This window comes from Maribacter sp. MAR_2009_72 (assembly GCF_007827235.1).
In the GTDB taxonomy this organism is placed as follows: Bacteria; Bacteroidota; Bacteroidia; order Flavobacteriales; family Flavobacteriaceae; genus Maribacter; species Maribacter sedimenticola.
This window is the reverse complement of the sequence record NZ_VISB01000001.1, coordinates 2,047,547-2,062,413: the sequence shown is the minus strand read 5'-3', so window position 1 is coordinate 2,062,413 and position 14,867 is coordinate 2,047,547. Positions and strand designations below refer to the sequence as shown.

Sequence of the window (14,867 nt, the reverse complement as noted above, 5' to 3'; positions counted from 1 at the left end):
TATCAATAACGAAACTCTAAAGGTTTGTTATACTATTTGGTACTTACGTTTAGGCATTATTAGCACCAGTATTTATTACAGAACATTCAATTTTCTAAGACCAAGAAGAGTTAAATCCAACCTTTTTTTAATAAAAGTATCAAAATCAAACTCTTTTTTAGGCTCTAGATTTGTGGCAAATAGATATGTGTTATTCTTGAATTCAACAAACCCAACAAACCAACCATTATATTCTCCGTTATTATTTGATAAACCAGATTTTCCACTAAGTTTATATTGGTCAGTTTCTTCAATGAGCATAATATTCCTCATTATACGCTCAGTTCTTTTAGAAATAGGAAGTTCAAAATTGTAGAACCTTTTCAGGAAGTCTATTTGTTGCATTTGACTTATTCTTGATTCTCCTTCTAACCAAAATTTATCGATGTTGGTAGAGTCAATTTCTAGATTCCCATAGTTAAGTTTGGATGCATAATCGTTCATTCTTTGTGAACCAATTTTTCTTGCAACTTCTTGGTAGCAATGAACACAGGAAAATTGAAAAGCATCTCTAAGAATTAGGTCTTGTTCCCAATTTTTCAACCATTTTTTTTTTCCATCCCATTTAAATATGACACTATCATTTTCAATGACACCAGTTTCAAGTCCGATAATTGAATTTGCGATTTTGAATGTAGATGCTGGTAAATTTCCGTTGTTTGCCCATTCAAAGTCATTTGAATAATAAATGTCTTTGTTTAAATCGTAAATCAATATTGAACCTTTAACATCAGAAGAATCAATAATGGACTGAAATTCTTGTTTTAAAATGTTCTTATTTACCGCTTGCTCTTTATTTAGAGTATTGGTTCCTTTGTTTTCTTTGCAAGAAATAAAGAGAATTAAAAATACTGCTATCGTTGTTGTTCTCATTTTTTATATTGGTGCTAACGGTCTTGGCTAAAAGTAGTTGGGTGGGTTAGCACGTATCTTTGCAAGTACACACCACGTTGGAAATTCTACAGGAATTTCCAAAGTAGGCGAGAACAAGCAATTACTTAAAGTCATTTTAGGCTGTCTGGCTTTATTTACTTTTACCTATAAATTCAGTTTCAAGAAATTTTTGTGTCCATTCTCCATTTTCATAAACTCCTACAATGAAGTCGTATGTTTTTTCATCTTTATAAATCCACATTTCCGTAACAAATGTTCCTCCGTAATCATACATGTATTTCAAGTTTTTTTCTTCGCTCTCCACAATTCCTTCTGTTAGATTGCCAAAAACATCGAACTCCCAAAACCTTATTTTTTTTAATTTTTCGTCATATTGTCTAATTCCATGATTTCTTAAACCGAATTAAGTTTGTTCTTTATTCGTGAATCCCAAGGATTCAACTATAACTATTTTGTTGTCTAAAGAAAATTTCAAACTTATCTCTTGTTTGAATTTGCTTCCATCTCCCCACGTTCCTTCTGCTTTCCAAGTGTAATTTTCCAATGATTTAAATATTGTCAAAGAATTATCTTGTGCCATTAATACAAATGGCATAAGAAAAAGTAGAATGATTAAATTTTTCATAAGGTTCTTTCAATTGTTTCAGCTTGCAGACAACGGTCGTGTAGATGGCTGGTAGCGTGTAAATTAAATAATTATTTTCGGATGAAGCACAAGCCAGATTTTTAAATTTTCCTATTTATTTTGGGTAATCGTCAAATTTAAAAAATTGGCGACTTTCCAAATATGCCTAAACTTCGATTAAGCAACTGCCAAGCTATGAGCTATATATGTTGTTGCCACATATTATTATTCCGTAATTGTTATTCCGTCTTTTATTTCATTTTTACTCGGTTTCTCAAACCAACTTTCCATAAAATCAAAATTTTCTTTGGTTACTTCAAATTCAAATGTTTTTCCTTTTTCGTTATTTCGTTTCATTACTCTTTCCAAACGAGTTTCTTTTGAAATATCTAAAAAATGCATTTTCAGTTTGTATCCATTCGATTCAGCAAATTGTCTAAATTTCTCTCTATGCTCGAATTTAGAAAATCCTAAATCCAGAATAGAGTCAGTTTTTGCGTTTTCCAATTGCGATACTAACTCCATTATCATTTTTTCTGCTCTTTCAATTCTTTCTAAAAACCAGTCCAATCCGTCAGTCGGTTTTTTATCGGTCAGAAATAGCGTCTTATTCCACTTGTCAATCGAAAAAATTATTCCATTATTTCTTTCTTTCAATTTCGCTGAATAAGTTGTTTTTCCAGAACCAGTATTTCCAACTATTAGATGTATCATTCGGGTTTTTTTAATGTGTGGCAATGGTCTCGGCTATGGCAAATGGGGCAGGCAAGGAAACTTTTTGTTTCCGTCAGCGCTCGTAGCCAGTGCTTTTTGTTTTGTTTTTATCTGTTTCATTTTAAAAGCCAAATTCACAAGATTTGGCGGACTTAGTAAATATACACAGTCCTATCGTTTTTGCCCTATAGTCCGTATTACGTTTAGGTTTTGTTGTGCTTAGTGTTTTGTTTTCCCGCGTTATAATTTCTTCCAGTTTTGAAACCGCAATAGGCTAGCAAAATAAGAAGTATGATTTGGAAGATAAACATAACTTTTGATACGATTCCGATGGCGTACGCAGCGGGACTTTTGTCCAGCGTAATAGTTTCACTAGGGTCTGTCCTTAAGCTTAGCTTACCCATTTATTCCTTGTTTTATACCTACGTAAAAATCTATTTCCGCATCTGAAGGATTTTGTGCTTTTTCACCGAAAACTTCAAAATCGGCATCATAGGTTCTGTCCCATTCCATCTCAAAGATTTTCGACCATTGGTCAACGACCAATCCGTGCATTAGGTCTCCTTTTACAGTTGTCTTGGCGTATGTTCCACCACGAATTGATTTACCGACCATTCCGTTGGGAATATTGTCCAAATTTTCAACTTTGCAACCAAGTATTGCGGTGTACGGTTTTGTATGATCACCTTCATAGTCCGTATAAAGTGAATAAATTTCATGATCGACTTTATAAGGAATTTTTTCCAACGTACTCTCTGACATAAACTTACCCCAAAGTTGTGCAATTTCTTTGCTTGCCTGTCCGTTCTCGTTTGTTGTTCTAATCGAGATTCCGATAATGTTAAAAGGTTCAATTTTTACAGTTTGCATTTTTATTTAAATTTTATCATTTATTGCAAAAGTAGATTGACCTTGTGCCAGAGGTGTGTCAGGGGTGTTTTTATATTTTTCACTACAGTTTTCCAGATATTGTTGCAGTGTTATTTTGTGAGGCTCAAAATTACTTTCCAAAACGTATATTTTTTGAATGCAATCAAGACGGAATGCTCTAAAGTCGTTTCTTAATTTACAAAAGCCGATAAGTACCCAATTGTCCTGGGTGGTGTAAAGTGCAAACGGTTCTATTTTTCGTTGACTTTGCTTATTTTCCAATGACAGGTAATCAATTTTAATTGTTTGATAATTTGATATGGTCGATTGAAGTTGTATTAGATAATTGCTTGTTTTTTCATTTTCAAGATTATTGCGTACTTGTATTCTGTTCGTCAGTAATTCCGCTTTTTCTTTTTGGGCGTAGTTTAAGACCGACTTGATTTTTGTTACAGCACTTTCGTATTGTTCGGTCAAGGATTGGTCTTTATTTTTTCTGATTAGTTGTTCTGCTGTTATTAAGGCATTCGCTTCGCCTTGGGTAAACATAACGGGTGGAAGTTTATAACCTTCCATGACGGAATACCCTTTTCCTTCTTCCGTCACGATGGGAATTCCCGATTTCTCAAGAGTGCGGATGTCCCGATAGACCGTTCTGATACTTACATTATGTTTTTCGGCAATATCCTTTGCAGTTACAATCCGTTTTGATTGTAATTGGGTTAGGATCGCTGTCAATCTTGCAAGTCTGGGTTTTTCTTTGTCCATTCGTTTTGAGCTTGTGGCTAATGGTTGTTATAGCAATAGTAGCCAACTGCGTGGTACATACCGTTCAAACAAGAACGTTGAAGCAGTCTGCAAGTCTGAATTTACTACTCATTAGGCTATGACTTATGCATTGTGACCATATGTTAATTTCATCATTTGTTCAACTAGTTATTTGGATAACGGATATTTACCCTTTTTTTATAGGTCAGGCTACGCCAAATCCATTCCAAGGGGCCAAATTTATAATGTCTTAACCAGATAGTGCTAAGAATAATTTGCAATACTAAAATAAGAATGGCAATACCTGCTGTAGGTAACAAACCAATTTTACCAATTAAATTAAATCCAAAATTGTAAAATATAATAATCATGATTATGGTCTGAAACAAGTAGTTGCTCAGAGCCATTCTCCCCACAGGGATTAAATATTTAAATGCTCTTCTACCTATTGAAGTTTGAACAATTTTAGAAATGGAGGTTATATAGAAAATGCACATAAATATCTGGCCGGCCAATGCTAAGAGCTTATAAAGCATGTTTAATGGCGTTGATGGGAACATAAAGGAACTTCCACCAATCATTTTAGCTGAAAAAGTAGCCAAAAGACCTACGGTTAAACTGGTAATCAACAATAAAGTTGATTTTGGCTTTTTTGTAAAAAATTCAATTGAAGCCAAATAGTAACCAAGAAGAAAGATTCCAAGGAATTTAAAATACCCTCCTGATGGTATATAACCTAAGTATTTCCAGACAAGATTATGAATGTTTAAAAAGAATATGTCTACAATTGAACCATTCTGGAATGTATTGATAACCGCTTTAACGGTCATATCTGGATATTGAACATGTGCAATGGCAGTTGCTTTTTCAGAACTGGCAGAACTCAAGGAATCAAAAAATGGCAAAAGGGATAAATCGATTAACAATGGAAATAACAGAAACAATAACGACCAGAGAATAAGATTTTTTGACTTGACATTCCGGAATAAAATGAGGATAAAACCAAATATGGAATAGGCAAGTAGAATGTCGCCAAACCATATTAAACTGTGCAAAAAACCTATCAATAATAGCAGAAATAGTCTTCTTCTATATGTTTTTAAAAAATTTAAAGAATCTTCTTTGTTCTTTTCATATTGAATATAGAACCCAACAGCAAAAAGAATTGAGAAAAGGGTGTAGAACTTTCCTGTGACTACAATATTTAAAAACGCATATAATTTTTCGTCTAACTGAAAGTCGGTTATTTGTTCAAGGTCATCAAAGGGCATAAAAACGTATCCACTAAAAAATCCCATATTCATGAAAATGATTCCTAGTAAAGCGAAACCTCGTAGGATGTCTAGAATTTCAATCCTTTGTTTAGGTTCAATTGGTTGATTAGATGTCATTTGTTCAATATTTTATTTAAAAGCAGAATTATATTCTTATCTAAAATTTCAATAAGGTGGTTTTGACCATATGCATGGTAAAAAGTATATATAGTTACCAGTGATTATATATTATATATCAACATATAAAATCACCAGTACCTATATTCATTTATATAAAATTTCCACTAAAGTAGTTGGGGGAGCGTACTTTGACCTGTATTGCAAGTATAAGAAGTTTCTCTTAGAAAAGTTATGCTTTCTATATAATTGTAGAAAATGCACGGGTTGTTTGGTTACGGAGTGTGGTTGTGCATTTTTTGGCTACGCTCTCTTTTATATGATGCTTTTCTTAGTTTATCAGAAGTTAAATTCAGAACGTTCATTTCATTAATTGGTAGGTAACTGTCTTGACGATGAGTAGTTGCGGGGGTTAGCACTTAACGTTGCAAGTACACAACAAACTGAAAATCAGTGAGAGTTTTGGGGGGTAGGAGAGCACAAGCAACTACATATAGTCATTATTGTAAAAACTAATTTTATGATTCTTAATCATCTAACAACATTTCCAGTCCTTCTTTTAGAAGTAGTTCAAAATATTTTCCGTGTTTAATTTTGACGCTTACTACTTCAGCATTTTTAGATTTGAGGAATGCTATTTCCTTTTCTGTTAGTTTACCAACGCTTTGGTCAATTTCACTGTAAATGTAGGTGACATTTGAGAGGTCGGTGTCTTTTAATAATTCGGTATATTTTTCATCTCTGCTCAATGCTGAAGCTATTTTTCGCATATTTACCGTGTAAATATTATCAGACTTTTCGCCTATTATAGGTGTTACAGCATCTTCTTCAAACGTTGCTTTTAATCCTTTTGAATAAGCATTACTTACTTCCTGTGTCATATCCAATCTGCCAACCATAAGTAAATAACCATCTGCGGTATTTTTATAATCAACTATGGATTTTAAACCCACAAATGAACCATAAGAACCACCAACAACATATACTTTTTTATTTTGCGATTTAAAGAAACCAATAAGGTCATTGAGTGTTTTGGCCGTTTTAGCATTATACATTTTTGCCTGATCCCAAGATATTTCCTGCTTTTCCGTTTCCTCTGGGTATAGTGTTTGTGATTCACGCATATTTATCAAGAAATAATTGTTTTCATCAATTCCACCTTGAACGTTAAATGTAAATTCAAACACATATGTTCTAAGATCATTTTCAGGACCACCATCTATGTTTATGATTACCGTGTCACTGTCAGGGTTTCCAAATGAATAGCCTGACTTCGCTAATGATTCAGGAATGTTTTCATATACAATTCTTATGTCTTCATTTTTAAGCGTGCTTTTAACGACCAACGCTTTGTATTCTCCATTCTCATTAACAAACATGCGTGGTATTAATTTTTGGTCCATTATTAGTGGCAACACCTCTTTAAAGGCTACTTGTGTTCCATCCTCATAATAAACTGGTTCAAAATCTGCAGGTGGTTCTTTTTTTACTAGTTCTTGCATGGGTAGTAATGTTAAATCATCAGAAATAAATGTGTATTCTTGACCTTGTGCTAAAATGCTTGTCAACAAACTTGCAATTAGGAATAATTTTTTCATTGTCTTGGTCTTTATGTTTGATTATATTTTGTACATGTTGTTAGTAGCTAGCTTACTTTCATTTGTCCAAGTCCTTAGATTTTTCAAGGAAAAATAAGTTCAAGTTTTTCATTTATCTATTGTTTACGAAATTCGGGATATCCAAGTCTATTATATAAAGATATGTTCCCAACACTTTTGTGTCCAGTGAATAATTCGTATCGATTTGCATTCTCAAACCCATTTTATAATCTGATTCATTAATAGTTTGCCTAATCCTTTATTTCGAAAATCCTTGTCAACAATTGAGCTGCCAATTTTAAAAGTGTTAGATTCTAAAAACCTCTAACCGAACCTACTATTTTTACATCACATTCAACTTTTAAGATTTTTTCGTTTACATAATCAAGTTCAATCGATTCCAAGGTTTAAGTCAACGGAGGAATTGAAAAATCATCATATAGTTCCGCTTCTTCTACATAGCAAGATTTTTGTAATTTTAATATTGCTTTGAGGTCTTTTTTTTCAGCTATAGATATGTTCATTTTTTTGCTTGCTACCAAGAAGTATATATAGTTACCGGTAATTATATATTGCCCTGTAGAGATATATAATCACCAATACTAATATCCAATTTATAAAAACTAATTCCGCTTAAGTAGTTGGGGGAGAGTACTTTATCTGTATTGCAAGTATAGCAATTTTCTTTTACAAAAACCTGAGCTTTTGTATAAACTGTTGAATACACTGATTGTTTCGTTGCGGAGTGTTGTGGGGCGTTTAGGCTATGCACCCTTTTATTTGAAGTTTTTCTTAGTTTGTCAAAAAACGACATTCTGAAGGTCTGTTTTACTATTTGGTAGGTAACTGTCTTTACTATGCGTAGTTGGGTGGGTTAGTACTTTACCTTGCAAGTACACACCACGTTGGAAATTCCGCAGGAATTTTCAACGTAGACAAGAACAAGCAATGATGTATGGCCATTGTTGGCATACGTATTATTCATTTACTTTATATTCAATTCCGTTTTTATAAATTGATAGCACAGTTCGGATGTTCTCAATGTTATTTAATGGATTTTCAGTTAGCACCACTAGATTTGCGTACTTTCCCTCTGAAATTGAACCATATGAATTCTCAATACCAATAACTTTGGCATTATTTAAAGTTGCCGCCTTAATAGCATCAATGCTGCTCAAACCACATTCAGTTAATAATATAATTTCATCTTGAACCCATTTAATATCTGAATTAAAGTCTGTTCCTGCAGCGATTGTAACACCATTTTCATAAGCTGATAAAGTAATTGTACGTGCCCAGTTGTCCATTGAGGCAACGTCCATTTTATTTGCAGCATTTGAAAGCTGTTTGGTTGGATTTACTTTTTCAATACTTTTATTTGCTTTAGGTTTTTCAGAACGTAATTTTAAACTCCAAGCTGATAATGTCGGTTCAAAGATTGTATTATTTGATTTCATTTTCTTGAATAGTTCTATAAATTCAATGCTAGAAGCGTCAGTATTTTTAAAGTCTTGTAATGGTACAGAGATTCTTATGGCCTCATTAAATGAATCGGGCATTTCACTTTCCATTTCAAAAATCATCCCAACGCTATGCGATAATACGTCCACTTTGGCATTTACTGCGTCAGAGGGTCTGCTAGGGAAAATACTAGAATGACTCCACATCTTAAGGTCGTTTTTATGTGCGACATTACTAATTTTAGCAAGTAATTCCGGATTTACGTTAGAGTATACTTTTAAACCGGTGACGCCGGCTTCTTTGGCTTCAAGTACTATTTTTTCCAGATTGGAATTTTCTTCCACTAGCCGCATCCAAGGGGCTGAACCCGGTTCAAATCCCATATTGGAAAATTTGGTTCTTGGGTCTTTTAGAAAAGTAGGGCCAAAAACATTTGCAGAATAGTATATGTCAGGTCCAATTAATTTGCTCTGTCCAATTTCTTTATTCAGCGATTGATATACCCTTGCATCTCCACCCATATCACGAACCGTAGTTATACCCGAATACAACAGTTTGGTTAAAATCTCTTTCCGATTTTTTGGTCTAAAAAGATGAACGTGTGAGTCAATAAGTCCGGGAATCACATAATTTCCTTTTAAATCAATTTTATTTGTAATTCCTTTTAAATCTATTGAGCCGCTCGGATTTATAGAGAGAATTTTGTCTTTTTCAATGATGATGGTCATATTCTCTAACTCTTGAGAACTTTCAACATCGATTATTGTAACGTTGGTTAATGCGATAGAATTTTTAGAAATTTCTTGAGAGTTGATTTGACAGACAAAAGTCAAAAAGAAAGCGATCACTAAAACTATTTTAATTTTTTTCATTGCTCTGGGTTTTTTATATGTATGCCAACAAGTGTTTATAGTTACCGGTAATTATACATTTCCCTGTAGAGATATATAATCACCAATACTAATATCCAATTTATAAAAACTAATTCCGCTTAAGTAGTTGGGGGAGAGTACTTTATCTGTATTGCAAGTATAGGTATTTTCTTTTACAAAAACCTGAGCTTTTGTATAAACTGCTGAAATTTACTGATTGTTTTGTTGCGGAGTGTTGCGGGGCGTTTAAGTTACGCTACCTTTTATTTGAAGTTTTGCTTAGTTTGTCAAAAAACGACATTCAGAAGGTTTGTTTAAATATTTGATATGTAGCGGTTTGTGTATGATAAGTTGTGGGTTTTTCCAACGAAAAATGTCCGCCCGCAATTAATTATACACCGTGTTTCCTGCTGGTTTTTAATATTTCCATTTCGAACTTCTGTTTATCAGTAAGTTTGATGTCGTAAAGTGAAATTGACAATGAAAAGTCAGTTGTCTTTTTAAGTGATAAATTTTTTATTTTTTCCTTTTTTATTAAATCGGCTACTTTTTGGGAGCAGAACCTAAACATTGTTGATTCCCCATTTTCATCTGTTTTACACATAAATAGGTCCGTTCCGTCCCAATAATTGTCCTTAAAATAAAATCCTTTTGCATGCGGTTCGGTCGTAATTCCAATTTTGTCCATCACGATAGAGCTCTGAGAGAAATCTTGATATCCACATCTTCCAGTTAATATTAGTCCATGATATTTTTGGTCGATAAGCTCATTCTTTTTTGAGTAGATTTTAACGGTATAAGTTTGCCAACCCGTAATTCCGTTTGATTTAAATAATTCAATTACTCTATCACTCACAATAAGTGGAAATGCATTAGTTGTCCAAATAACATCATAAAGAGTTTTTCCGCCCATTGAATGTTTGACAGGAACTATTTCAGACACTTTATTTTCTCCGCGAGAAATTTCAGGTTCTGCCAAATCGTACTTGTCAATTTCTCCTCTAAATGGTCGACTGGAATGTGTTTCCCCAATTAAATATATTTTATCGTAGTTCAGCATTTTTTTTAGCTTGCAGGTAACGGTTGGGCTAAGCGTAGTGCGGAGGTAAGGAAACTTTTCGTTTCCGCCTACGCACGAAGCTAAAGCTTTTGGTTTTGCTTTTTTTTCCAAAGCTAAATCCCAAAGATTTAGCGACTTTATAAATATACCCAGACCTTTCGGTTTTCCCTAAAGTCCGGATTACGTTTCGGTTTTGTTGTGTGTAGTTTTTTAATTACAGATTTGTCAACAACCACAAAGTCCATAAACGTTATAAATCTGTTTATTCCCTTTTTTATCAACTATAATCAGTTCCGCATTGTATGATGTATGCTCATACCCTTCGTCAATCTGTATTTTATTTTGAATGTAAGCAGTAAAATACGCATTGCTGTAGTGATTTCCATTTGGTTTGAGAAAAACAATTTTGTTATCAATTGAGATTAAACAATTGTCTCCAAAGTCATCAAAGTATATATATTTTTCCGATTCAAATTCTTCTTTAGTTTTTGAAAAAAGGCACGAACATCCATATAAATACTCTGGTATTTCAGATAATTCAAATGCAGTACTATTAATTTTCTTTTTAGGATCATTACAACTCAAAGCAAAAAAAAACGTCAGAAGCAAAGAGAAATATTTCATAGATTTTTTAATTAAGTTGGTGGCGTTCTTAAATTACGTTTGGAGCTATGAACAGTACGGGAGCAAACTAGCGTTTACTTTCCACCACACACATAGCGAATTTTTTTTTTCTTTGTTTCACTATAAAACAAAATTCAAAAGATTTTGCGGACTTCATAAAAATACACAAACCTAATCATTAAGCCCGTGGCCCGTATTGTTTATAGGTTGTGTTGTAGCACGTTTTTTTATTTATATAATCTCAATTAAGTTTCTAAAACTATCTATTATATAGTTAGGTTTTTGATTTTCTAATTTTTCCCTTGTGTTGTTACCATATGTTACACCGCACGTATCTACATAAGCCCTTTGTCCCATTTCAATGTCAAAGATTGTATCACCAACAACTAAGCATTCATTCAATTGGTAACTGTATTTATCGATTATGAGATTTACAATGTCAGGTGCTGGTTTTTTGTTTTTTGCATCCTCTTCTCCACCTACAAATGAAAATATATCATAGATGTTTTGCTTTTTAAGAATCTTAATTAATGCAGCTTTACCTTTACTTGATGCAACAGTTAAATTTATTCCTTTAGAATGAAAATCCAACAAGGTTTCTTTTACACCATCAAAAAGAGAAATTGTATCGATTACAATTTCATTATAATGTTCACGATAAATCAAAATAGCCTCCTCAATCAATTTTTCGTCAAGTGAAAAGGCTTTTTCGAAAGTAGTTTTCAATGGTAACCCTATCAAACTTTCTATTAGATTTTCATCAACGTTTTGGAGGTTATAACTATGGGCAACAAATTTCATAGTTTGTATAATGCTTTCTTTTGTGTCGGCTAATGTGCCATCAAAATCTAGAATAAGAGTTTTATATTTCATTCTGGTTTACATTCTTTTCAAATGCATTACGTTAAGTATATGAAGCGTAGCATCTAGAAGGGTGCAATGATTTCATGTACATTGTTTACAATAGTTTTTATTCAACCTTATTATTTTCTATGTCAAAGTTTGTTTTACCTAGATACTTCCCTTCCGAATTATAATTATAGACAGACATAGCTACACCATTCCCATCTACTGTTCTTTCACCATATCTATCATAATAAGTAATACTTTCTCTAGTCATATTAAGACGATATTTAATAATTCCAAAGGCTCTATTTTCATGAGGATAGCCTATGCTATTCATATAATAAATTCTAGAAGGTTTACCATATTTGTTAAACTCTCTCCAATTTATTTTTGCTAAATCAAACCTTGGGTGCAAGAATAATTTATTGTTTTCATCCAAAAACTGCTCCTCAAAGAACATCCCATTTTGGTCAAATTGAAAAATAACTGTTGCATAGCCATTGCTTCCATTGATAATTTCTCCTTTTCCATTTTTGTTTTGGCGATGAAGAGTCAATCCATCCTTATTGTAGAGGAAATGGACAATTTTGAATCCATTTACATCTGGAATAGTATCTCCTTTAGAAGAGAACTGAATTTCAGTAGCTATTTCATTTTTTTCATTTCTTGTTACTTGTGAAAAAGCAATACCTTCCGGTAATAGCTCTCCGTTATTATAATTTTCCTTTCTTGTCCAATATCCGTCTGAATTTAGATAGTATTTTCTTTCGTGTGCTTTACTCGAATTTTCAACAAATTCGCCTAAGGTATTCTTGTATTTTTCAGTAACGTAGCCAGAATGATATTCTCTAATTAATTCAAATGCACCAAAGTTGCTATAATTACTTGGCTTGCCAGAAAAAAAATACTTCACGCTAATTAACCTATTCTTATTATCAAATTCGACAAAGTAACAGTTAATGATTTTTGCCTCTTCTTTAGAAATTGGAATGCTCGGTTTTACAAAGGTTTCAGCATGATTAATATCCCAATTGATATAATAACCTGATTTTTCCTGTGAATAGGTAACAAATGGAAGAAAAATAAAAAGGTATATTATGTTTTTAATTTTCATTCTCTCTCTTTTTATTATTGTTAACGGTTGGGCTATGGCAAGTAGGGCAGGCAAGGAAACTTTTCGTTTCCGTCTACGCACTAAGCTAAAGCTTATTGTTTTGCTTTTTCTTTTTTGTTCCAAAGCTAAATCCATAAGATTTAGCGACTCAATAAATATACACAGACCTTTCGTTTTAGCCCCAAAGTCCGGATTGCGTTTAGGTTGTGTTGGCAATAGTTTTTTATTGAGAGGCTAGTTCTATTGCTTTTTCTAAAACTTCATCTTTACCATTTAACAATCCTTTTATTGTTGGTTTTACCTCAACATCTATTTTAATTCCTCTTCGTTGGGTTTCGAAACCATCAGGATATAGAATTCCATTACCTGAGATAGTCGTTTTATAACCTTCCATATATTCGAAAACAACTACGTCACCATCTGCCCCAGCTGTCTGATTTCCAATTGTAGTTACATTTTTAGATGTTTGAAAAGCCATAGCCGTAAATTCTGATCTACTTATTGTTTTATCGTTTACCAGCAAGTATACTTTACCCTTGAACGCTTTCTTACTACTTCCTGTTTGTAAATTTTTTTTAAAAATGAATTTTCCTGGATAACTGATGTATGGGCTATAAACTTTTGCGAAATCCTTTCTTTCATGATTTATATACCTTGAAAACAACTTATAAATGAATGCTGGATAATTTCTTAAATCAATTATTATTGCTTCCTTATTTTCAAACATCTTGAATATATCTAAAATATCTTCGCCTTTAACATATGCCATATCAATATAGCCAATGTTGTTGTTTATTGATTTCGATTTAATTTTTGTTAGATTATTGTTGTTTTTATAATCATCGAAGTTGTATCTCCTAGCTTCGATTTCTTTAACTATGTCATCTCTTAGTATTGTCAATTTTATTGTGGAATCAATTCCATTAAGAATCTTATAATAGCTATTCCTTATTTTGATGTTAGTATTAGACCCAGAAACATACTTTGATTCGTTAATTACTTCCGTAGCAATATCTAAATCGTTAATTTTTAATATTACGTCACCTAACTTTAATTGGCTAAGATTGGCAAGAGAATCATTGCGAAAAGCAGACACTACTGCCTTATTCTCAATTCTTGAGATTTCTACAGGAAGAAATTTTGATCTATTATCAGTAAAGTTTATCCTAGCATGAGTATCGTCTAACTTTGCAATAAGTTCTTTTATCGCATATTGATATTCATATTTATTAGATGCGTTACGAAATTTTGGAATCATTTCTAACAAAACTGAGTTCCAATTTTGGTCGGTAAGATATTTGTAAGGATAAAAATATTCTATGATATTCCAATATTTGAAAAGCCCTAATAATCTGTATTCCTCGTTTGGATATTCAAATTCACTGTAATTAGGTTCATTGGTAACTTTTATTTTCCCAACAGGTTCGTTAGTAATGTAAAAATTTTCTTCCAGAATTCTATTCTCTTCTATGTACTTTAATTTTGAAGCAAGTTTAGTAGTAAAGAGGTGAGTATCTTGTGACCATGATAAATCAAAATTTTTAGTAAAATAATTGCCGTTTAAATCACATTTTTTACAGGCCTCTACTTTTCCGAGATTATCAATCCAACTAATGTAAATTGATGACAATGATTGTTTATCTGTAGTCGCTAAAACTTTTGGCAGGTACTTTATAAACTCTTTGTCCCAGTTGTACTTTCCTTTTCCTACTTCAGGATGGTAATATTTTAGGAATCCATAAATTTTTCCTAGCGATGCTATTTTTTCGGTTTCGGAAATTGTACGTTCTGTAGTTGAATTATTAAAATGATAAACAGCCAAAAATAATAGGCTAAAAACTACAAAAACTATTAAAGTAAAAGTCTTTCTCATATTATTGCCAACGTCTCGGCTAAGCGTAGTGCGGTAGTAAGGAAACTTTTCGTTTCCGTCTGCGCACGAAGCTAAAGGTTATTGTTTTGCTTTTTCTTTTTTGTCCCAAGCTAAATCC

General features: G+C 32.7%; 14 protein-coding genes and 1 pseudogene. All 15 read right to left on the bottom strand.

The features are described from left to right. Positions 1–75: 75 nt before the first annotated feature. Positions 76–912 carry a class D beta-lactamase gene (gene blaOXA, locus JM81_RS08565; protein WP_144802327.1) on the bottom strand — a complete coding sequence of 279 codons (837 nt, stop codon included), beginning with the start codon at positions 910–912 and terminating at the stop codon, positions 76–78. Positions 913–1,063: 151 nt separating this feature from the next. Then, positions 1,064–1,237 carry a hypothetical protein gene (locus tag JM81_RS18415; RefSeq protein WP_186435551.1) on the bottom strand — a complete coding sequence of 58 codons (174 nt, stop codon included), beginning with the start codon at positions 1,235–1,237 and terminating at the stop codon, positions 1,064–1,066. Between the two features lie 99 nt (positions 1,238–1,336). Beyond that, complete coding sequence (locus tag JM81_RS08555) at positions 1,337–1,558, bottom strand: hypothetical protein (RefSeq protein ID WP_144802321.1); 222 nt, start codon at positions 1,556–1,558, stop codon at positions 1,337–1,339. A 225-nt stretch (positions 1,559–1,783) separates the two neighbouring features. Next, complete coding sequence (locus JM81_RS08550; protein WP_144802319.1) at positions 1,784–2,272, bottom strand: AAA family ATPase; 489 nt, start codon at positions 2,270–2,272, stop codon at positions 1,784–1,786. A 396-nt stretch (positions 2,273–2,668) separates the two neighbouring features. Further along, entirely contained in the window at positions 2,669–3,142 is a 474-nt protein-coding gene (locus JM81_RS08545; RefSeq protein ID WP_144802316.1) for a GyrI-like domain-containing protein, read from the bottom strand. A 6-nt stretch (positions 3,143–3,148) separates the two neighbouring features. Next, the gene (locus tag JM81_RS08540; RefSeq protein WP_144802314.1) at positions 3,149–3,910 is read right to left on the bottom strand and encodes a helix-turn-helix transcriptional regulator; all 762 of its coding nucleotides are present in this window, start codon (positions 3,908–3,910) and stop codon (positions 3,149–3,151) included. A gap of 164 nt (positions 3,911–4,074) precedes the next feature. Then, entirely contained in the window at positions 4,075–5,301 is a 1,227-nt protein-coding gene (locus tag JM81_RS08535; protein ID WP_144802311.1) for a DUF418 domain-containing protein, read from the bottom strand. Positions 5,302–5,828: 527 nt separating this feature from the next. After that, complete coding sequence (locus JM81_RS08530; RefSeq protein ID WP_144802308.1) at positions 5,829–6,899, bottom strand: hypothetical protein; 1,071 nt, start codon at positions 6,897–6,899, stop codon at positions 5,829–5,831. Between the two features lie 213 nt (positions 6,900–7,112). After that, a pseudogene (locus JM81_RS18675) lies at positions 7,113–7,199 on the bottom strand (GNAT family N-acetyltransferase); the annotation flags it as partial. A gap of 677 nt (positions 7,200–7,876) precedes the next feature. After that, the gene (locus tag JM81_RS08520; protein WP_144802306.1) at positions 7,877–9,232 is read right to left on the bottom strand and encodes an amidohydrolase family protein; all 1,356 of its coding nucleotides are present in this window, start codon (positions 9,230–9,232) and stop codon (positions 7,877–7,879) included. A 391-nt stretch (positions 9,233–9,623) separates the two neighbouring features. Next, positions 9,624–10,403: a hypothetical protein gene (locus JM81_RS08515; protein WP_144802303.1), complete on the bottom strand. Its 780-nt coding sequence runs from the start codon at positions 10,401–10,403 to the stop codon at positions 9,624–9,626. A 114-nt stretch (positions 10,404–10,517) separates the two neighbouring features. Continuing rightward, a complete protein-coding gene (locus JM81_RS08510) occupies positions 10,518–10,916 on the bottom strand; it encodes a hypothetical protein (protein WP_144802301.1) in 399 nt (132 codons plus the stop codon). 231 nt (positions 10,917–11,147) lie between these two features. Continuing rightward, positions 11,148–11,789, bottom strand: a complete 642-nt coding sequence (locus JM81_RS08505; protein WP_144802298.1) for an HAD family hydrolase — start codon at positions 11,787–11,789, stop codon at positions 11,148–11,150. A 97-nt stretch (positions 11,790–11,886) separates the two neighbouring features. Then, positions 11,887–13,011, bottom strand: a complete 1,125-nt coding sequence (locus JM81_RS08500; RefSeq protein WP_144802296.1) for a hypothetical protein — start codon at positions 13,009–13,011, stop codon at positions 11,887–11,889. An 88-nt stretch (positions 13,012–13,099) separates the two neighbouring features. After that, entirely contained in the window at positions 13,100–14,749 is a 1,650-nt protein-coding gene (locus JM81_RS08495) for a S41 family peptidase (protein WP_144802293.1), read from the bottom strand. Between the last annotated feature and the right edge of the window lie 118 nt (positions 14,750–14,867).

Excerpts from the sequence above, each read along its gene's own strand:
- JM81_RS08510 (WP_144802301.1), bottom strand. The coding sequence starts at position 10,916 with ATGAAATATTTCTCTTTGCTTCTGACGTTTTTTTTTGCTTTGAGTTGT.
- JM81_RS08500 (WP_144802296.1), bottom strand. The coding sequence starts at position 13,011 with ATGGATTTAGCTTTGGAACAAAAAAGAAAAAGCAAAACAATAAGCTTT.
- JM81_RS08550 (WP_144802319.1), bottom strand. The coding sequence starts at position 2,272 with ATGATACATCTAATAGTTGGAAATACTGGTTCTGGAAAAACAACTTAT.
- JM81_RS08545 (WP_144802316.1), bottom strand. The coding sequence starts at position 3,142 with ATGCAAACTGTAAAAATTGAACCTTTTAACATTATCGGAATCTCGATT.
- JM81_RS08530 (WP_144802308.1), bottom strand. The coding sequence starts at position 6,899 with ATGAAAAAATTATTCCTAATTGCAAGTTTGTTGACAAGCATTTTAGCA.
- JM81_RS08520 (WP_144802306.1), bottom strand. The coding sequence starts at position 9,232 with ATGAAAAAAATTAAAATAGTTTTAGTGATCGCTTTCTTTTTGACTTTT.
- JM81_RS08555 (WP_144802321.1), bottom strand. The coding sequence starts at position 1,558 with ATGAAAAATTTAATCATTCTACTTTTTCTTATGCCATTTGTATTAATG.
- JM81_RS08505 (WP_144802298.1), bottom strand. The coding sequence starts at position 11,789 with ATGAAATATAAAACTCTTATTCTAGATTTTGATGGCACATTAGCCGAC.
- JM81_RS08540 (WP_144802314.1), bottom strand. The coding sequence starts at position 3,910 with ATGGACAAAGAAAAACCCAGACTTGCAAGATTGACAGCGATCCTAACC.
- JM81_RS08495 (WP_144802293.1), bottom strand. The coding sequence starts at position 14,749 with ATGAGAAAGACTTTTACTTTAATAGTTTTTGTAGTTTTTAGCCTATTA.
- blaOXA (WP_144802327.1), bottom strand. The coding sequence starts at position 912 with ATGAGAACAACAACGATAGCAGTATTTTTAATTCTCTTTATTTCTTGC.
- JM81_RS08535 (WP_144802311.1), bottom strand. The coding sequence starts at position 5,301 with ATGACATCTAATCAACCAATTGAACCTAAACAAAGGATTGAAATTCTA.